The sequence below is a fragment of the Cryobacterium sp. MLB-32 genome (assembly GCF_000738085.1).
Classification (GTDB): Bacteria; Actinomycetota; Actinomycetes; order Actinomycetales; family Microbacteriaceae; genus Cryobacterium.
Window position 1 is genome coordinate 1 of record NZ_JPRS01000001.1, and the last position, 19,374, is coordinate 19,374.

Annotated in this window: 15 protein-coding genes; 6 read left to right on the forward strand and 9 right to left on the reverse strand. The window is 65.0% G+C overall.

What is annotated here, in order from left to right:
- Positions 1-45: 45 nt before the first annotated feature.
- Entirely contained in the window at positions 46-1,509 is a 1,464-nt protein-coding gene (locus tag JF66_RS00005; RefSeq protein WP_035873672.1) for a cryptochrome/photolyase family protein, read from the forward strand.
- Between the two features lie 31 nt (positions 1,510-1,540).
- Here JF66_RS00005 and JF66_RS00010 read toward each other — a convergent pair whose 3' ends face one another.
- Positions 1,541-3,346 (reverse strand): sigma-54-dependent Fis family transcriptional regulator, encoded by a 1,806-nt coding sequence (locus JF66_RS00010; RefSeq protein WP_035873673.1) that lies wholly within the window; start codon positions 3,344-3,346, stop codon positions 1,541-1,543.
- Positions 3,347-3,514: 168 nt separating this feature from the next.
- Here JF66_RS00010 and JF66_RS00015 point away from each other — a divergent pair, with 168 nt between their 5' ends.
- The 5 genes from JF66_RS00015 to JF66_RS00035 all read left to right on the forward strand — a co-directional run bounded on the left by JF66_RS00015 (position 3,515) and on the right by JF66_RS00035 (position 11,345).
- Complete coding sequence (locus JF66_RS00015) at positions 3,515-5,371, forward strand: hydantoinase/oxoprolinase family protein (protein WP_035873674.1); 1,857 nt, start codon at positions 3,515-3,517, stop codon at positions 5,369-5,371.
- Between the two features lie 84 nt (positions 5,372-5,455).
- Positions 5,456-5,908 carry an acetone carboxylase subunit gamma gene (locus JF66_RS00020; RefSeq protein WP_231556231.1) on the forward strand — a complete coding sequence of 151 codons (453 nt, stop codon included), beginning with the start codon at positions 5,456-5,458 and terminating at the stop codon, positions 5,906-5,908.
- A gap of 2 nt (positions 5,909-5,910) precedes the next feature.
- The gene (locus JF66_RS00025; protein WP_035873676.1) at positions 5,911-8,037 is read left to right on the forward strand and encodes a hydantoinase/oxoprolinase family protein; all 2,127 of its coding nucleotides are present in this window, start codon (positions 5,911-5,913) and stop codon (positions 8,035-8,037) included.
- A 70-nt stretch (positions 8,038-8,107) separates the two neighbouring features.
- Positions 8,108-10,441, forward strand: a complete 2,334-nt coding sequence (locus JF66_RS00030; protein ID WP_035873679.1) for a hydantoinase B/oxoprolinase family protein — start codon at positions 8,108-8,110, stop codon at positions 10,439-10,441.
- A 94-nt stretch (positions 10,442-10,535) separates the two neighbouring features.
- A complete protein-coding gene (locus JF66_RS00035) occupies positions 10,536-11,345 on the forward strand; it encodes a hypothetical protein (RefSeq protein ID WP_035873680.1) in 810 nt (269 codons plus the stop codon).
- 33 nt (positions 11,346-11,378) lie between these two features.
- On the opposite strand, the gene JF66_RS00040 is transcribed toward JF66_RS00035, so the two are convergent.
- The 8 genes from JF66_RS00040 to JF66_RS00075 all read right to left on the reverse strand — a co-directional run.
- Complete coding sequence (locus tag JF66_RS00040) at positions 11,379-12,485, reverse strand: SDR family oxidoreductase (RefSeq protein ID WP_156109583.1); 1,107 nt, start codon at positions 12,483-12,485, stop codon at positions 11,379-11,381.
- A gap of 141 nt (positions 12,486-12,626) precedes the next feature.
- Positions 12,627-12,881, reverse strand: coding sequence for an acyl carrier protein (locus JF66_RS00045; protein WP_035873681.1), 255 nt, complete (start codon positions 12,879-12,881; stop codon positions 12,627-12,629).
- The gene (locus JF66_RS00050; protein ID WP_035873683.1) at positions 12,878-14,317 is read right to left on the reverse strand and encodes a 2-oxo acid dehydrogenase subunit E2; all 1,440 of its coding nucleotides are present in this window, start codon (positions 14,315-14,317) and stop codon (positions 12,878-12,880) included. Before JF66_RS00050 ends, JF66_RS00045 begins: the two co-directional genes overlap by 4 nt.
- On the reverse strand, positions 14,310-15,290 hold the full coding sequence (locus JF66_RS00055; protein WP_035873685.1) for an alpha-ketoacid dehydrogenase subunit beta: 981 nt from the start codon (positions 15,288-15,290) through the stop codon (positions 14,310-14,312). Before JF66_RS00055 ends, JF66_RS00050 begins: the two co-directional genes overlap by 8 nt.
- A complete protein-coding gene (gene pdhA, locus JF66_RS00060) occupies positions 15,287-16,288 on the reverse strand; it encodes a pyruvate dehydrogenase (acetyl-transferring) E1 component subunit alpha (protein WP_051972917.1) in 1,002 nt (333 codons plus the stop codon). The genes JF66_RS00055 and pdhA overlap by 4 nt, the downstream gene beginning before the upstream one ends.
- Entirely contained in the window at positions 16,285-18,090 is a 1,806-nt protein-coding gene (gene acsA, locus JF66_RS00065) for an acetate--CoA ligase (protein ID WP_035873686.1), read from the reverse strand. Before acsA ends, pdhA begins: the two co-directional genes overlap by 4 nt.
- Before the next feature lie 74 nt (positions 18,091-18,164).
- Positions 18,165-18,386 carry a PLDc N-terminal domain-containing protein gene (locus JF66_RS00070; protein ID WP_035873687.1) on the reverse strand — a complete coding sequence of 74 codons (222 nt, stop codon included), beginning with the start codon at positions 18,384-18,386 and terminating at the stop codon, positions 18,165-18,167.
- A gap of 115 nt (positions 18,387-18,501) precedes the next feature.
- Positions 18,502-19,374 (reverse strand): bacteriorhodopsin-like (locus JF66_RS00075; protein WP_255351493.1); only part of this gene is annotated, 873 nt, incomplete at its 5' end.

Consider the following 19,374-nt stretch of genomic DNA (forward strand, 5'->3'; position numbering starts at 1 on the left):
GGAGGCGGGGGGGAGGCGGGGGGGAGCGCGGATAGAATCGGCGGTATGACCGTGCCGCGATTGTTGTTCGCCGACCAGCTGGGACCGCATTATGACGACGGTGGAAGCATCGTGCTCGTCGAGGCCACGGCGGTACTCGGGCGTCGCACGTATCACCGAGCCAAGGCCCACCTCATTCTGAGCGCCCTGCGCCATCGGGCACGCGAGCTCGGCGAGCGCGTGGAGTTTCTGCACACCGAGCACTACCGGGATGTGCTCGCCGGTCGACAGCTGGAGGCCATCAACCCCACGTCGTGGGGTGCGCGCTCTCTCGTGGCCGAGCTGGGAGCCACCGTGCTGCCCAGCCGGGGCTTCGTGACGAGCGAGGAAGACTTTGCGCGCTGGGCCGACGGCCGCCCTGCCTCACGGCTCGTGCTGGAGCAGTTTTATCGCGCCGTGCGCACGTCGACCGGGGTGCTCATGCGCGGGCCGGAGCCGGAGGGCGGTCGTTTCAACTATGACCACGACAACCGTCAGCCTCCACCGAAGGGGGCCGTAAGCCTTGGGTTGCCCGATCCCTGGGCTCCTGTCGAAGACGACATCGACGCCGAGGTGCGCCGGGACCTGGACCGACTCGTGGCCGAGGGACGCGTGCACCTGATCGGAGCCGACGGCCCCCGTCGATTCGCCGCCACCCGCACCGAGGCCCTCGCCGCCCTGCAGGATTTCATTGATACCCGATTGTCGGACTTCGGGCCGTTCGAAGACGCCTCTCTGTTGGGCGACAGCGACATGGCGCATTCCCGGCTGAGCGTGCCATTGAATCTGGGTTTGCTGCATCCCCGGGAGGTGATCGACGCTGTTGTCGCCGCCTACCACGGAGGCGGGGCGCCGCTGTCGAGCGTCGAGGCCGTGGTTCGGCAGATCATGGGCTGGCGAGACTGGACCTGGCACTTGTACTGGCATCTCGGTCCGAATTATGTCGCCGAGAGCAACTTTCTCGCCGCCAACGAACCACTCCCGGCCGCGTTCCTTGAGCTGGACGGCAGCACCGTTGAGGCACGGTGTCTGAGCCACGTGCTCGACGAGGTCTCCCGGACCGGCTGGGCCCACCACATTCAGCGGCTGATGATCCTCGGAAACTGGTCCTTGCAGCGCGGGTACCAGCCTGCGGCCCTCTCGGACTGGTTCATCAACGCCTTCGTCGACGGCACGCCCTGGGTGATGCCGGCCAACGTGGTGGGCATGTCACAGCATGCAGACGGCGGCATCGTCGCCACGAAGCCCTATGCCTCAGGCGGGGCCTACATCGCCAAGATGTCGGATTTCTGTGGCAGTTGTCGCTTCAACCCCAAGGTGCGGCTCGGGCCTGAGGCCTGCCCGTTCACAGCCGGGTACTGGGCATTCCTTGACCGGGTTGAGCCCCGCATCCGGGGAAATCACCGGATGAGCCAGCCGCTCGCCGGGCTGCGGCGGCTGGTCGATCGCGAGGCTGTCGTGGCTCAGGAGCGCGCACGCACACAGTGGTGACGTCGCCCGCACCACAGGGCTGGGGCGGGCGCTAGGCAGCGGTGATGCCGAAGCTCTTGAGCTTGCGGTACAGAGACGAGCGCGCGATTCCGAGGGCTTGGGCGGTGACCACCCGGTTTCCGTCGGCGTCGTGAAGCGCGTTCACGATCAGGTCTCTCTCCCCAGCTTCTATGGGCGAGAGAAGGCGACGCGCCCCGGAGTGGCAGTAGCCGGGCAGGTCTTCGGCCTGGATTTCCCCGACCGGGCGCTTGACCAGTGCCGATTCGAGCGCTTCCTCGAGCTGGCGGATGTTGCGTGGCCATGTGTAGCGGCACAAGACCCGCATCGCGGCGGCGCCGATGGTCACGCCGCGCGGACCGGTCAGGTTGGCGAGCACCCGCGTGGCAATCTGTGGCAAGTCATCGAGGCGGTGGCGGAGTGGCGCGACGGTGACGGATGCGTCAAACCGGGCGAGCAGTCCGGCGAACGGAAATTCTGGTTCGACGGTAGCGCCCGTCACCGTGGCGACCACGGTCACGGGCTGGGTTCCCGCGGCAAGCGCCAGCAAGAAGCGGTCCAGGTCTTCCGCGGAATCGTTGGTCAGATGGTCGATGTTCGTGAAGACGTAGAGCAGCGGCCCCGACACCGTCGACATATCCTCGGCCGGGTCGGGAAGCCTCAGGTCCTCGGCGGGATAGACCCGGCTGCGCCCTGCGGGGACAACACGATGATAGAGATCCACGATGAGCGAGAGTTTGCCGCTGCCTGACTCCCCCATCACCAAGAGAGTCTTGCCATGCCGCAGGGCATCGACGATTCCCGTGGCGGTGCGCTTGCCGAGAAGCGAGCGTTCGATCCCCTCGAGGGCCGGATCCTCGACGGGCCGGTCGGGAACCGCGGACGGGAGCGCGGATCGCGCGGGCACCGGCGCCGCTTCGGAGACGATGTCCACAACCATCACGATGCCGGCCACGTCGTCGCCCGCACCCACCCGCGTTCCACGGATGTGCACGACCTTGCCGGACAGCAACTCGATCTGGTCGACGGGGGCGCCGTGGCCCATGGCCAGATAGCGCCCGTGTTCGTGGATAGCCCACTGCTCGGCTGGCTCAAAGAGACTCTGGGCAACCGCATTGCCCATCACCATCGTTCCGCCGATTGCCATGACGGCACCGCGGCTGCGGGCATCCATGCGCACGTACGCTTCAAACAGCGCCTGCTGGCGCTGGCTGCGGTCAACGAGCAGATTACGTTCAATCTCGTGGGCGGCCGACCGCACGAGAGAGCGCATGAGTGGACTCGAGTCTTCGTTCAGACAACTGATATCGAGCACGCCCTCCACTCGCCCGGTCAACGGGTCATGAATGGGGCTTCCGGCGCACGTGAACGGCTGAAGGTGCTCGGTGAAATGCTCCGGACCCACGATATAGAGCGACTGGCCGGACTCGATCACGGTTCCGATGCCGTTGGTGCCCACGGTGCCTTCGTCGTAGTTGAAACCCGGGGACAAAGAGACCCGGTCGAGCAGGGTGCCGATGGTCTTGTTGGTCTCGGAACGACTCAGGATACGTGCCCGGGCATCGGTGAGAACGATGCTCAGCGGCATCTGCGCCATGTCGTCACTCAGCCGTTCGATGACCGGCTTGGAGCATCGCATCAAGCGCCCCGTCAGGTCGAGATCGCTGTGGAACACCGCCTGTGCCGTTGCCGCGTTGACGCCGGCCGAAAAGGAACGCTGCCAGGACGCGGAAACCACACCCTGGACCACGCCCGGCTCGGCGGGTAGGTCGGCCCGGCCGACATGAAGAAAATCGGCGCGCGCTGCAGCAATCCGTAAACGTCGGGCCGTTTCGGGCATATCTACTCCTTTGTGGACTCTGCAAGCATGCCCCCTAAACCAGAGCAAGCGCTAGCCGGTCGGTGTCCCAATGTGGGACACGCCGCTAAATCCGGGCTGGGGCACGCTGGACTTCGTGGCCCCCTCGAGGGCCGCACGGTCATTCCACACCAACGCAAAGGAGCGCTCATGGAACGTCTGATCAACATCGACAACGGCGGCACCCTCACCGACATCGTCGTGGGAAGCGGAACGGATTTCACGTTCACGAAAACCCTGACGACACCGGTAGACCTGTCGCAGTGCCTCTTCGATGCCATGACCAAGGCATCGACACAGCTGTTCGGCGAAGCCAACCTCGCCGAACTGCTGCACTCCACCCGCCACATCCGCTACTCGTCGACGCAGGGCACAAACGCTCTCGTCGAACGCAAGGGACCGCTCATCGGCCTCATCACCGATGATGCCGAACTCGCGGACACTCTGCGGGCCACGGAGAAGTCGGCCGGGCTCTTTGACGATCTGATCGGCGCACGGGTCGCGGTCGTCTCCCCCGCCCGGTCCGACGAGGAACTCGCCGCCGAACTCGTGATGGAGATCAACCGTCTCACCACCGCGGGCGCAGAGCGCCTCGTTGTCGCGGCCGGCAGCCTGGAACGCGAGCACCTCTACAAGCGCACGATGCTCAAGAATTTTCCGCGGCACCTGCTCGGTTCGGTCCCCATCCTGTTCTCGCGCGAATTCGCCTCGGACACCGTGCGGGAACGCCAGATCTGGTCGGGAATCCTCAACTCGTTCCTGCACCCTACGGTTGAGCGCTTTCTGTACAGCGCGGAGCACCGGCTGCGTGCGTACAAGGTGAAGAACCCTCTCCTGATCTACCGCAACGACGGTGCCTCCTCCCGTGTCGCCAAGTCGGTGGCTCTGAAGACATATTCCTCCGGACCCCGCGGCGGACTCGAAGGCACTCGCGCGCTGGCCGAGGCCTACGGTCTCACCAACGTGTTGATGATCGATGTCGGCGGCACCACGACCGATGTCGGGGTCGTCAACGATTCCACCATTTCGGTCGACCGCCGCGGTTCGATTCAGGGCGTCGATATCTCCTACGAGATGAGCAATGTGCACTCGACGGGCGTCGGCGGCAGCTCAATCATCGCCGTACACGACGGCGCGATAACCGTGGGACCCGAAAGCGTGGGGGCCGCCCCCGGCCCCGCCTGCTTCGGTTTCGGTGGGACGCAGGCCACGATCACCGACGTCAACCTGCTGCTCGGCGTGCTCGATCCCGAGACGTACCTCAACGGTGAAATGGCTCTGGATGCCGAACGCTCCCGTGCCGTGATCACCAAGACGGTGGCCGAGCCCCTCGGGATCACCCTCGAGGAGGCGCTCATCCGCATGGAGGAGACCTACTCGAATCGACTCGCGCAGTCCTTCGCCGGCCTCGTGAGCCCCGACGGCAACACCACGCTCGCTGCATTCGGCGGTGGCGGACCGATGAGCGCGTGCAGCGCGGCTCAGATCGCCGGAGTGCACAACGTACTCGTTCCCCGCCTTGCCGCGGTGTTCTCGGCCTACGGAATCAGCTTTTCCGACATCGCCCAGACCTACGAAACCAACATCACCGGTTTCACGCCGGAGGCGATTGAGGCAGCAAAGCAGACAATGACATCGGATGCCGGTCGCGACATGTTCCAGGAGGGCCACGAGCTCAGCGCCTGCGACCTCGACTGGAAGGACATCGTGGAGGACGGCAGCGAGATTCTGTCGCTCAAGGCCACGTTCCGCCTGCCGCACCCGACGCTCGACGGAGGGTCCCCCGCCGAGGAAACCATCGCCGTGGCGGCGGGGACACGTGAGGTTCGCTCCAGCGCGGATCAGATCGACACCGTATCGGTCTACCAGCTCGACGAGCAGATTCCGGGTGCCGCGGCGGCCGGCCCGGCCATCGTCGAAGGCCCCTTCTTCACCGCCCGGGTACCGCTCGGCTGGAGCCTGAAGATCTCCACGGCCGGCGACCTGCAGCTCACGGACATCCGCTGACCCGCACCCTCTGGCACCTGCACGCATCATCACTTCGACACCCATTTTGTTTCCCAGGAAGGTAAAAACACAATGCGCGTTCCCATGACGGAATACCTTTTCATAGACCTCGACACCGAACGGTGGATCTGCCGAGTCTGCGCCCACGATTTCGGCGACGCTCGCGGCAACTACAAGGAAGGGACCCTGGTCTACGACCGGGACCCCCGCGAGATTCACCCTCCCGTTATCGACCCCGAGAAGTACGAGTTCACGTTCTCTCCCGACCCGACCTTCTGCCGCATCCTGGAGTTCTACTGCCCCACGTGCGGCACCCAGATCGAAGCGGAATACCTTCCGCCGGGACACCCGCCGACCGTCGACATGCTCTGGGACATCGATTCCCTGCGCGAGAAGTGGGAAGCCCACGGCGGCAACCCCGAAGAGGTCGTCAACTACGGCCCCGGCGAAAACGCGGCCACGGACCTGAGCGCCCGGTTCGACTCCGTCGGCGGCCACTCGCACTCACACGGCGTCACAACGACTGAAGGGCACTGACCGTGAAGCGCATATCGGTAGACATCGGCGGTACCTTCAGTGACTGCTTCTTCGTATGGGACGACATCTACATCGAATCGAAGGCTCTCACCACCCACCACAACCTGGCACTCGGCTTCAACGAAGCCCTCGACCGGGCCTGTGACCGGGCCGGCATCTCGCGGGAAACCGCACTCAAAGAGGTCGACTCCGTGCGCTACGCCACGACGCTTGGCACGAATGCCCTGATCGAGGGCAAAGGACCACGGGTGGCGGCGATCGTCACCCACGGTTTCGAGGACACCATCCCGCTCTCTCGCGGACGCGGTTATGGCGAAGGCCTCGACGGCGTCAAGCAGGGCGACATGCCCGACGCCCAGCGGCCCGACCCGCTCGTGCCGCGCCGTCTGATCCGCTCGGTCAAAGAGCGCATCGACTCTGTCGGCGAAGTTCTCGTACCGCTGATGTATGACGACGTGCGCACGCAGGTGCGCGATCTCGTCAACAACGGCGCCGAAGCCATCGTGATCGCACTCACGAACGCCACGGAGAACTCGGTTCACGAAGACCGTATCCTCGAGATCATTCTCGAGGAGTACCCCACCCACGAGCTCGGCTCGATCCCCGTGCTGCTCAGCAGCCAGGTATCGGGACGCAAAGGCGAGTACGTGCGGGCCATGGCCACCATCGTGGACGCGTTCCTGCACGAGACCATGTTCCACGCCCTCAACCAGCTATCCAACAATCTGCGCGACTCGGGCTATGAGAAGCCGATGCTGGTCATCCACAACTCAGGCGGCATGGCGCAGCCCAACTCAACGGATGCCCTGCAGACGATTCACTCCGGGCCGATCGCCGGCGTCGGCGCGGCCCAGCACCTCTCGGAGTCCACCGGCCTCGGTGACGTGGTCTCGATGGACATGGGTGGCACCTCGTTCGATATCGGACTCGTGCCCGAGGGAGGGGTGCGACACTACGACTTCCAGCCGACCATCGGACGCTGGATGGTCTCGGCGCCGATGATCCACCTCAACACCCTCGGGGCCGGCGGCGGATCGATCGCCGCGTACAACCGCATTCACCACGCGATCCAGATCGGTCCGGAGTCCGCCGGTTCCGACCCGGGTCCGGCGTGCTATGACCGTGGCGGTTTGCGCCCCACGGTCACCGACGCCGACCTGGTGCTCGGCTACCTCGACCCGGAAAACTACGCGAACGGCCACATCAAGCTCAACAAGAAGCGTTCGATCTACGTGATCGATGAGACGCTCTCCGACGAGCTCGACCTGGACGCCGTGGAGGTCGCCAAGGTCATCAAGAAGACCGTCGACGAGCAGATGGCGATCGGCATCGAGAAGGAGCTGCGCTCGCGCGGCGGCCTGATTGAGGACTACACGATGCTTGCCTACGGCGGCAATGGCCCCCTGCACGCCTGTGGGATCGCGGCGAGCGCGGGCATCAGCCGCATTCTGTTCCCGCCGTTCGCCTCGGTGTTCTCCGCCCTCGGCGCCGGCAACATGCGACCGCTGCACATTCACGAACGCAGCGCCTACGTCGTGCTGTACGAGGCGATCAAGCGGAGCCTCTATAACAAGTACGAGGCCCTGAACGGGTACATCGAAGAACTCGAAGCCAAGGGTGCCGAAGACCTCGTGCGCCAGGGCTACGACCGCGCGGATGTGCGCTACCGGCTCGAGATGGACATGCGCTACGGCAATCAGCTCGTCACCACGGCCGTGGCATTCGACATCAACCGGGTGAACGGCGTTGCCGACGTTCTGCACCTCATCAAGACCTTCTCGGAGATCTTCGGCGAGCGCTACGGCGAGGGCACGCAGGCACCCGAGGCTGGCATCCGAGTACAGACCATTCGCGTGGCGTCCTTCATTGAGGGTGAGGTCATCGCCTTCGAGTCGATCGACATCGGCGGCGAAAAGACCAAGCCGATGCCGATCTCGCACCGCCAGGTGCACTTCACGAGCATCCAGGGCGCCGTCGACACCCCTGTCTACGACGCCGACGCGCTCAAGCACGAGTACGTCATCCATGGACCGGCGATCGTGACCACCGAGAACACCACCTATTTGGTGGAACCGGGATGGCGCCTCGAGCCGACCGTACAAGGTGCCGTGTGGCTACTCAGCGACTGACGAGCGAGCGACTGACCCTCTCGACAACCACAATTTCTTCAGCGAACGCAAGCAAAGGAGCTTGAGAACAATGACACTGACAACAGACGAATTCGTACCGGCCGGCGCCGAGGGCGACGACTCCCAGGCGCTCTCCACCCAGGAGCAGCAGTGGGTCGACAAGTTCATGGACGAGACCACACTCTTCCTCGGACCGGACCCGGCCATCATGCGCCACCACGAGATCATGCCTCGCACCGCCTATGAGGAGGAGTGCATCAGCCAGGGCATCAACCCGCTCGAGATCGACCGCATCCGCAAACGCCTCGCCGGGGCCCTCGATGAGGCCTTCGAAATGTGCGAGAGCATGGGCGCCGCCCCCGGCGCCAAGTGGGCCGACCTGTCCTGCGCCGTCTACACCGCCGAGGGCGACGTGACCTACCTCTCCAACCGCGGCGTCATCGCCTTCTCGGCCGTGCTCCACCACCCCATCCGCTACATCATGAAGAACTGGAAGGACGAGCCCACCGTCGGCATCAACGAGGGCGATGGCTTCTTCCACAACGACTCGCGCTTCGGCATGGTGCACAACACCGACCAGTCGATGCTCGTGCCCGTGATTCGCGGTGGAATCATCATCGCCTGGGTGGGCGCCACCATCCACGAGGGTGAGAACGGCGCCTGCGAGCCCGGAGGAATGCCCTCCGGCTCCGAGACGCCGTTCGATGACGGGCTGCGCGCGTCGCCGATCAAGATCGTGGAGAAGGGGCACCTGCGCCGCGACCTGCTCACCTTCCTGCAGCACTCCACCCGCGACCCGAAGCTCATGCTCGCCGACATCAAGGTGAAGATGGGTGCCGTGAAGCGCATCATGGACACCGTCGACCGCCTGATCGACGAGGTGGGCCAGGGGACATTTGTGGCGTCCCTCCGGGTGACGGTCGAAGACGTGGAGACCGAGGTGAAGCGCCGCATCGGCGAGCTGCCCGACGGCACGGTCACCTTCAACCAGTTCGTGGACTCAACCCTCAAAGAGAACATCCTGATCAAGTTCGCCTGCAAGATCACGATCAAGGGCGAACGCCTGATCGTCGACCTCACGGGTACCGGGCCGGAGATCCTGAACCGGGCCATCAACTCGCCGCTCGCGTCGACGAAGTCATTTATGGCGCAGGCGATCCTGTCGTACTGGTGGCCCGACCTGCCGCGTTCGACGGGCGCGCTGTCCCCGATCGAGATCATCACTGAAGAGCACAGCTGGGCGGATGCCGGTTACGACGCCCCGGTGGGACAGTCGCTGCAGGCCTCCTTCCGCGGCTTCTCGGCGCTGCAGACCGCCTTCGCCAAAATGCAGTTCTCGTCTCCGCAGAAGTACTCCAACGTGGTCGCACCCTGGTTCAACCAGATCAACGACTTCCTCTGGGGCGGCACCACTCAAAACGGCGAGCAGGTGGGCAACCTGTGCGCCGATCTCAACGGCATGGGCGGCGGCGCGAAGGCTTTCCGTGACGGTGAAGACGCCGTGGCCCCGCTGTTCTGCGCCATGGCCGACATCGGCGAGCAGGAGGTCATGGAAGAAGAGGTTCCCTTCCTGCAACTCGTGAGCAAGCGTTTGGTGCGGGACAACCAGGGCTTCGGCAAGTTCCGCGGTGGTATGGGCTACGAGATGATCGTGGCTTCGCGCGGCACACCCAGCTGGGGGTTCATGACGGTCACGAGCGGGTCGAAGTTCTCCTCCGTTCCCGGAATGTTCGGTGGTTATGGCTGCCCGGTGTATCCGCTGGCCATGGTGAAGGACATCAACATCTACGACGTCATTCAGAAGGACCCGTCGCAGTTCGACCTGTCGATTGAACGTGTGATGAACGAGCAGCCCTTCGAAGGCGGCAAGTACCAGTCCGCCCACATGGGACTGCAGTTCGACGTGGCGAAGGAGGGCGAGCTATACATGATCGCCCAGGGAGCCGGCGGCGGCTACGGCGACGTGCTGGAGCGGGACCCCGAGATGGTCGTCACCGACCTGGAGCTGGACCGGATTTCGGCCCACACCGCGACCACGATGTACGGAGTGGTCTGGGAACCGGAGACCTACGTGGTGCACGAGCAGGCCACCATCGAGCTTCGCGCACAGATGCGCCAGGACCGGATCTCCCGGGGCACCCCCTACAAGGAGTTCATCAAGGAATTCGTGAAAGAGGAGCCGCCGGCAGACCTGCTCTACTTCGGGTCCTGGGGACAGGACAACGACGAGGAGCTCCTCGCCACCCACTGGGGCGGGATCGAGCCCGAGCGTGTCAAGGGCAAGCTCGAAGACCTGCCGCTCATCATGGTTCCCGACCGCCGGGTGCTGAAGATCAGCAAGCTCGAGGCACGCGTGCGCGAGCTTGAAGAGAAATACGGCGAAGTGGTCGACCACAAGTCCTGACCCGCCCGCCGTTCCCACCAGCCGGGGAGCCCGCCATCGACAGCGTCGGCGACGGATTCCCCGGCCTTGAACTTTTCGTCATAAAGGAGACACCGTGACCCCCTCGCTGACCAGCGTGATCGACCAGCCGCCGTCGGGACGCACGCGCGCCGTGCTGCTGGACAGCCACGACTACGCCCAGACCGTGCTCCTGCAAGGCAAACCGGTGCCCTGGCTCGAGCCGATGGCATACTCCAACTTCTTCGGACAGGCGCAGGTACTGCTCAAATCGGATGTCGCCCTGCTCAGCCTCGATCGCCTCTACGGCCATCAGCTGGAGGCGAACCTCGGCCTCCAGTCGGCCATGAGCGCGAAGTCTCGAACGGGCTACGCCCTGCGCACGCTGCTCGCCGACACCGCCCTCCTCGCCTACGTCACGGAATTCGCCACCACCTTCAGCAAGACCCAGCGTGCACCCATCGTGTTGCAGATTCCGTCACCCCTGCAGTGGCTGGCCCGCACTCACCATTTCTCCGGCACGACGGATGTCTCCGGTCTCGACGCCGACAACGCCGAGAACGCCTCCATGTACGTCGCGGACTGGCTCCGCAACTTCGCCGGGCTGCCGCTCGCCGGCGTGCTGCTCGACGACCGCACCCCACCCGGAGCGGACAACACGGCCGAGGTTGCCCTCGATACCTACTCCCCCGTGGCCAACGTCACCGAGCACTATCAGTGGACTCTGGCTCTGCGCACGGCGTCCGGCGTGAACGTGCACGGGGCATCCGCTTCGGGCGGCATCATCGACCCCGCCTTCTGGCTGCAGAACGACGAATCGCTCCCGGACGGAGACTTTCTCCTCGGCGAGATCCCGTCGGGCGCCGTGCCGGAGGACGTGCTCACACGGATTCTCGCGCTGGACTGATGCGTGGCGGTCGGCGCGACAGCCCCGGTGGCTTCAGGGCCGGGTCGACTGCGCCGTCGCGGCGGGGATCAGACGCTCGGCCCGCAGTCGGTTGAAGAGTTCCATAAAGGCCCGCTCGGTGCGTCGATAAGCGAGGAAACCCGCCTCCCGGCTCTTGCTCATGTCGGTGATCACCTCGATGTTGCGGCCCAGGTCTCCGTCGGTGTGCCACCAAGAGGCAAGACGCGTGCTGTCGGGCTCGACCAGATCGTATCTGAGGGCGATAGCCTGCCACTCTTCCGCCGCCCCAGCCATTTGGACCTCCAGGGGTCGAGGCTCACCGATGTACCCTTCCGGCTCCACTCCGAAGTACGCGGCGATGCGCGGCCAGAGCGAACGCCACCGAAACACGTCGCCGTTCACAATGTTGTAGGCCTGGTTTTCCACGCCCGGCGTGGTCCCGGCCCACACCATCTGCTCAGCCAGCAGTCCGGCATCCGTCATGTCGGTGACGCCGTTCCACTGGGTTTCCGATCCGGGGAAGATGAACGGTCGGTCGAATTCGCGGCTGATCGTCGCCTGAACGGCGAGGGTCAGGCCCATGTTCATGGCGTTGCCGACGGCGTGACCCACCACCGTGTGGGCGCGGTGCACTGACCAGGCGAACCCCTGGCGCGCGGCGGCGGCCCACAATTCGTCTTCCTGCGCGTAATAGAAGTTATTCACTGGCAGGCGCGGCTCCTCCTCGTGGAACGGAGTGTCGGCCATCTTCCCCGCCGCGTAGGCCTCAAACGGACCAAGGTAGTGCTTGAGTCCGGTCATCAACGCGACGTGCTCGACCGGGGTGTGCTTCAGGGCCGCCAGCAGGTCGCGCAGCATTCCCGCGTTCACCTCGATGTTCGCGGCCTCGCTATTCTGCCGTGACCACGCCGTGAAGAAAACGTGGGTGGGGTGCTCGTCGCGCAGAGCCCGTTCGAGGTCCACGGCGGATCGCAGATCCGCCTGGATGTGGCGTGTGCCCGGTACAGGCATGCCGACGGATCGTGAGAGCGTCGTGACCGGCCAGCCCTCGGCTATCAGGCGATCACGCACGGCGGAACCGGCTATTCCGGTCGCCCCGACAACGAGCGCATGACGGGGCAGGGAGGGCGTTGAAGCGATGGGTGGATCCTTCGGTCGGAGGCAGCGGGCGGAGCAGGTACTCCATGCCGCCTTCACTGCAACGCGATCCGGACTCGAGTATTCCACCCGGGTGCATCCACGGCGCGGGATCAGGCCCGAGTCCGGCGGGAATCAGCCGGTTCAGGAATGTGACGCTACATACCCGATGAGTCCGGCCACTGTCGCGATCTCCGGGTAGTCACTTTCCGGGATGTCGACGCCGGTCTGCACGGCGATCGTTTCGACCAGCCGGAGGAAATCGAGCGAGTCGAGTTCCAGATCTTGTCGCAGCCGGGCACTCGCGTCAAGGTCGGATTCGCCGATCTCGGGCGCTATCAAGGCTATCGCTGCGATCACTGCGCTCCGCGCCTCGTCCTGCGCCTCGTCCTGCGTCATAGCTCCTCCGGTTTCTGCATCAGTTCGGCGATCATGGTCAGGAAGCGTGCGCCGCGGAGCCCGTCGCTGACCCGGTGGTCCGCCGAGAGAGTTGCCGTCACGACGGGTCGGACACCGAGAAGGCCCCCGCGCGCGACGGGTTGCTCGGTCACCGCTCCGAAGCCCACCAGAGCAACCTGGGGTGGATAGATGACCCCGAACACCGCATCGACGCCGAGGTCGCCAAGATTGGTGACCGTGATCGTGGGATCGGCCATCTCCGAACGCTGCAGGTGACCGCTACGCGCACGCCCCACGAGATCTTTGAGCTGATCCATCAGGTCGTCGAGGGCCAGGGCGTTCGCGTCATGAATGGCCGGCGCGACCAATCCGCCATGCCGGAGGGCCACGGCAACCCCCAGATGGACCTCAGTGCTTGGCGTGAAGCGATTGTCGGTGTAGAACCCGTTCATTTCCGGCACCTGCGCGGCGGCGAGCGCCGCGGCCTTGAGCAGCAGCACGCTGGGCACAAGCCTCGACGAAATCGACCGCCGCTTATTGGCGGTGCGCATCCACTCGAGCGCGGCCCCCATGTCGATCGTCGAGCTCAGGTAGTAGTGCGGAATCGTCTTCTTGGAGCGCGCCATGAGAGTGCCAACGGCCCGGCGCAGGCTCTCCGCCCGCGAACCATCGGACTTCCGAGTTGGCTCATCCGAGGTCACGGGACGGTTCTGCACGACGGGCTCCGGCACCGCCGGCTCCGGCACGGCGGGCGGGGCGGGGACGGGGTGCCGGGCGGCACGTACATCCGCTTCGGTGATCGCGCCATTCGGACCCGTGCCCGAGACGGAGACGAGGTCGATGCCGAGTTCGGCTGCAACTTTCCGGGCTCGCGGCGACGACCGCACCCAATCGGGAGTCTGCAGCGGCACGGCCGCGGGGCGCAGTGGACGCGCCGCTGCGGCATTCTCCACGTCTTCCCTGGTGAGCGCGCCCTGCGCACCGGTTCCCCGCACCTGCCGGGTGTCGACACCGAGTTGGTGAGCGAGGTGGCGCACCGGCGGGGACACGATCGACGGCGTCGGGGACAATGGTGCGGGTCGCATCGCGGGCGCAGGCCTCGGAGCTCCCGGGATCTCAGCCGGCGGTGTGTCAGCGGATCGTTTCGCAGCGGACGGTCGCTTCGTCGGAGTGGCTGCCGCAGGTTCGGCTCCGGCAGCGGGGGTCTGCACGATGCGGGCAAGCGCCGTTCCCACCGGCACGGTCATGCCGATGTCCACGAGAAGCTCCGCGATCACGCCTTCCTCGAAGGATTCCACATCAATATCAGCCTTGTCGGTGTCGACAACGGCAACCAGGTCCCCGCGATGCACATAGTCACCGGGCTTCACGAGCCACTCCACGATCTTGCCCTGTTCCATGTCGGCGCCGAGGGACGGCATCCGGAACTCACCCATGGCTTCCCACCGTTTCCCGTGCCGCGTCTACGATACGTTGCACGGACGGCAACACGGCCTGCTCGAGGTGCCGGGCGTAGGGCACCGGAACCTCGACGCTGCATACCCGATTCACCGGGGCATCCAGGTCGAAGAACGCGTTTTCCGTGATGCGCGCACTGATTTCGGCCGAGATGCTTCCGCTGCGCCAGCCCTCGTCGACGACGACAGCGCGGTGCGTCTTCGCGACGGTGGTGAGGATGGCCTCGGTGTCCAACGGCCGGAGAGTGCGGAGGTCGAGCACGTCCGCCTCAATGCCCTGCTCGGCGAGCCGGTCCGCCGCTTCCAGGACGGTCGGAAGCGTGCCGCCGTAGGTGATCAGCGACACGTCCGGTCCCGCACGGCGCACAACGGCCCTGTCGATGTCGACGGCCCCGGCGTCGTCATCGATCTCTCCGGCCGTATTGTAGAGCGATCCGTGCTCGAAGATCAGCACCGGGTCCGGGTCCTGCAGGGCGGTCCACAGCATGCCGCGGGCATCGGCGAGGGTGGCGGGCGTGAGGATTCGAAGCCCGGGAATATGTGCGTACCAGCCCTCGAGGCTGTGCGAATGCTGGGCGCCGAGCTGCCGACCTGCGCCCGTGGTCATGCGGATAACCACCGGCACGCTGAATTGTCCGCCGGACATGTGCTGGAGGGTGGCGGCATTGTTCATGATCTGGTCGAGGGCCAGCAGGCTGAAATTGACGGTCATGATCTCGATGATCGGGCGCATCCCACCGAGGGCAGCACCGATGCCGGCTCCCACGAAGCCAGACTCGGACAGCGGTGTGTCGCGGATCCGCTCCGGGCCGAATTCCTCGAGCAGTCCCAAGCTCACAGCGAAGCAGCCGCCGTAATCTCCCACGTCCTCGCCCATCAGGAAGACCCGTTCATCTCGCCGCATGGCCTCGCGGATGGCCTCTCGCATCGCCTCCCGGTAGGTGGTCTTCATGACGCGCCACGATCGCTGTAGGTGAACCGGGTCAGCTGGTCGACGGGTTCAGGTGTTCCTGCCTCGGCAAACTCGACGGCCTGAGCGATCTCGGCGTCGACCTCGCGTTGCAGCTCGATCCATTGCCCGGCGGAAAGTTGGCCGGAGGCTTCGAGCGACGCGCGGAGGTGGTCGATCGGATCCTTTCCGACCCAATCGGCGACCTCCGCCTTCTCGCGATACCGCTCCGGGTCGTACATCGAATGAGCTCGAAAACGATAGGTGCGCAACTCAAGAAAGTGCGGTCCCCCGCCGTTGCGTACGGCATCGACGGCCCGACGGGCGCCCTCGTCGACAGCCAGCACGTCCATACCGTCGAGGTGCCACGAGGGGATCTCATAAGCGGCCGCTTTCAGGGCGATGTCGGTTTGTGATTCCGAGCGGGCGAGGGCCGTTCCCATGGCATAAAGGTTGTTTTCGCAGCAGAACAGCACGGGCAGTTGCCACAGCGCGGCGAGGTTGAGACTCTCGTGGAATTCGCCCTCAGCGACCGCTCCCTCGCCGAAGAAGCATGCGGTGACGCGTGACCGACCCGCCATCTTGTCCGCGAGAGCGAGCCCCACCGCGAGGGGAAGACCACCGGCGACGATCGCGTTGCCACCGAAGAATCGCGTGGCCTTGTCGAACAGGTGCATCGACCCGCCGCGTCCGCGGCAACATCCCTGCTCGACGCCGTACATCTCCGCCAGGATCGCTCCGGCCGATACCCCGTTCAACAGCGCATGTCCGTGTTCGCGATAGGTGGCGACGACGGCATCGTCGGGTGCGAGGTTGGCGAGCACGCCGGCCGCGACCGCCTCCTCACCGATGTAGACATGCATGAAACCACGAATCTTGGCGGCGCTGTACAACTCCACGCATTTCTCTTCGAACCGACGCACCCGCACCATCTGCTGAAGAAGAAAGCGCGATCGTTCCTCCTCCGCGAGGGGCACCGCAGCAGCGGCGGACGGCGTCATCGCTTCACCTCGACCGTCGAGGTATCGCCTTCCGGCAGCCCCAGCTCGCGCGCCTTCAGCAGTCGGCGCAGGATCTTGCCGCTACGGGTCTTGGGCAGTGCATCGGTGAAGGCAACATCACGCGGGGCCACTGCAGCGCCGAGACGTTTACGGGTGAACCCGATGATGTCCAGTCGCAAGGCTTCCGACGGCTCCCATCCCGCGCGGAGCTCCACGAAGGCCTTCACCACCTCGCCGGCAACCGGGTCGGGAATGCCGATGACTCCTGCCTCGGCGACCGCGGGGTGCTCCATGAGCGAGCTCTCCACCTCGAACGGGCCGATCAGGTGGCCGGACGATTTGATCACGTCGTTTCCCCGCCCGATGAACCAGAAGTACCCGTCGGCGTCCCGTTTGGCCAGGTCACCCGTGAGGTACCAGCCCCCAACAAAACAGCTTTGGTAGCGCTCCTCGTCGTTCAGATAACCGCGGAACATGGATGGCCAGCCCGGCAGCAGGGCGAGCTCGCCCACGGCATCCGCTTCGGTCACGAGGACCGCGGCACCATCGCGGACCAGTGGGAGTCCGTCGGCATCGCGCTGCACAAGTGCGGCGGTCACGCCGGGGAGGGGCCGACCCATCGAACCGGGCCGGATGGGCGTTGCCGCATAGTTGGCGATCATGATGCCCCCGGTTTCGGTCTGCCACCAGTTGTCGTGCACGGGCTGACCGAAGGCCTCTTCTCCCCACACCACGACCTCGGGGTTCAGGGGCTCGCCGACGCTCGCCACGAAGCGCAGGGCGGAGAGGTCGTAGCCGGCGGCCCGTTCCGTGCCCGCCTTCATGAGCATCCGCAGGGCGGTAGGTGCGGTGTACCAAACGGTGACCCGCTGCTCCGCGAGGATCGAATACCACCGGTCGGCGTCCATCTCCTCCTCGTCGACGATGACGGTCACGCCGTGCACGAGCGGAGCGATGATGCCGTACGAGGTTCCCGTGACCCATCCGGGATCGGCCGTGCACCAGTAGACGTCGTCCGGGTGCAGATCGAGGGCGAAGAGACCCGTGGCAGAATGACCGGTGACGGCGTCGTGAACATGGATCGCGCCCTTCGGAGTGCCGGTCGTTCCGCTCGTGAAATGCAGCAGCGCCATGTCTTCGCGATGGGTGGTCGCCACCGGTCCATACTCCGGCGCCGTTCGCATCAAGGCCGCGAGGTCGTGGGTTCCCGGCTCGGGTTCGCCCTCGGCGTCGACGAGGAACACGTGCTGCAGGCTGGGCAGCGTATCGCGAATCTGCGCGATCTTCTTGCGATAGAGGGCCTTGGTGGTAACGAGAACACGGCCCGCGCCGAGTTGCAGCCGCTGGCGCACGGGCTCTGGGCCGAAAGCGGAGAAGAGCGGGCAAAAGACGCTGGCGTTCTTGAACGTGCCCAGTACGGCGATATACAGTTCAGGCCGGCGGCCGAGGAGAGAGAAGACGCGGTCTCCGCGCTCGATGCCCAGACCGCGCAGCACGCTGGCGAACCTGCCCGTCTGCTCGGCCAGCTGCGCATAGGTCAGGGAGTGAGCGCTGCCGTCGGCGCTCATGAATCTCAGAGCCTCATGCTCGGCGAGCGGTCCGGACGCGTGCCGGTCGACCGCCTCGTGGGCGATGTTGACCCCGCGTCCCCCCGGCAGGCCGGACAGGGAGCTCCGTGCTTCGTCCCAGGTGAAGTCCGCACAGGTCTGCTCGTAGTCAATGAGGTTCGGTGCCACGGCCAAAGCACGGAGGTCCTTGGAAATGACGGGCCAGCGGGTGGAGGATTCGGTTCCAGCTTTCATGCGCCAATTAGACTCCGCCCCGCACCTGAGGCATAGGGGCAATGTGCATTCTTGCCATCCTGTGGTCGGGATTCTTAGCGCGGCAAGCGCCCCCACCGAAAGTAGGAGAGCGGCCCGACGAAGTTCACCGCGATCACACCCGCCCAGATCAATTTACGACCTCGCACCGACGCCGCCGGGCGCCGGGCGAGGTCTTTCCAGGCGGCTGCTGCCAGGGTGAGCTGCACAACCGCCGCAACAATGGTGGCGGTCTTGTGCAGCGGATCAAGATCACTGAAACTCTGTGCCTTTTTCATGCATTCCTCCGCTGCCGGCGCCGGTATGCCCCCAGTATCGTCACGTCCGGGGGCACGCACAAGGGCCCGGTAGAACGGTCATCCGTTCTGCCGAGCCTGGTGCGACTGTCGATCGTTACTTGCTGGTGCCGGCGGGCTTGGCTGCCGAGGTCAGTTCGCGTGCATCTTCCGTGGACAGCTCGTCCAGGGCGAACGCCGTGTCATCGGCGAACGACTTGATGCGGGCGACACGGTAGATGATGAGGCCGTAGAGGCACTTGGCCAGAATGTCGGCCACGGAGTAACCGATCTGCTTGCCGACCCAGGCATCCGCACCGTTCGCACCGATCGCGGGCAGCAGGTACGCGATCGGGTACACACCCCAGGTCGCGAGGAGCAGCACGCGCAACCGGCTGATCGTCTTACGAACGGCCGGCGGCTGACGGTCGAGGGATTTCGTGAGCTCGACGAACAGGACCCAGAGGATGTAGACGAACGGGATGGTGGAGAGGAACCCAAAGATACCGCGGGTCAGGTTGTCCCCGCTCATTTCACCCGGGTAGCCGAGTGCGATCATCAGAGCGGATGCCGGGATGAGACGAAACAGCAGGCTGGTCTGCAGCTTGCGGGCGAGGGCCAGAACGGCGATGAGCTCGAGCAGGAGGAGCGGTACGGTCAAGAGCCAGTCGACGTAACGGTAGCCTTCGTTGAACCCGGCGCCGGGAGCCTGCATGTAGATGCCTTTACCGCCGACAGCGTCGGTAACAAAGGCCTCTGTGAACGAGTTGAAGATACGGAAGTAGTGATACGCAGCGATCCCGCAGACGATAGCCGCGACCGTGATGGCCTGACGATAACGTGGCAAGATTCGCTTCAGGCTGACCGTGAGGAAGATTGAGGTGAAGAGCTGTGCAGCGATGACGAGCGAAAACATGTTGTAGACGGTGTCGTACTGTGACTGGGTTAATGACTCAGGTATCACGATGTCCTTCGGCGAGCGAGAGAATTG

Coding starts and splice junctions, on each gene's coding strand:
- acsA (WP_035873686.1), bottom strand. CDS start 18,090: ATGAAAGCTGGAACCGAATCCTCCACCCGCTGGCCCGTCATTTCCAAG.
- JF66_RS00070 (WP_035873687.1), bottom strand. CDS start 18,386: ATGAAAAAGGCACAGAGTTTCAGTGATCTTGATCCGCTGCACAAGACC.
- JF66_RS00055 (WP_035873685.1), bottom strand. CDS start 15,290: ATGAAGACCACCTACCGGGAGGCGATGCGAGAGGCCATCCGCGAGGCC.
- JF66_RS00005 (WP_035873672.1), top strand. CDS start 46: ATGACCGTGCCGCGATTGTTGTTCGCCGACCAGCTGGGACCGCATTAT.
- JF66_RS00030 (WP_035873679.1), top strand. CDS start 8,108: ATGACACTGACAACAGACGAATTCGTACCGGCCGGCGCCGAGGGCGAC.
- pdhA (WP_051972917.1), bottom strand. CDS start 16,288: ATGACGCCGTCCGCCGCTGCTGCGGTGCCCCTCGCGGAGGAGGAACGA.
- JF66_RS00020 (WP_231556231.1), top strand. CDS start 5,456: ATGACGGAATACCTTTTCATAGACCTCGACACCGAACGGTGGATCTGC.
- JF66_RS00010 (WP_035873673.1), bottom strand. CDS start 3,346: ATGCCCGAAACGGCCCGACGTTTACGGATTGCTGCAGCGCGCGCCGAT.
- JF66_RS00045 (WP_035873681.1), bottom strand. CDS start 12,881: ATGACGCAGGACGAGGCGCAGGACGAGGCGCGGAGCGCAGTGATCGCA.
- JF66_RS00050 (WP_035873683.1), bottom strand. CDS start 14,317: ATGGGTGAGTTCCGGATGCCGTCCCTCGGCGCCGACATGGAACAGGGC.
- JF66_RS00015 (WP_035873674.1), top strand. CDS start 3,515: ATGGAACGTCTGATCAACATCGACAACGGCGGCACCCTCACCGACATC.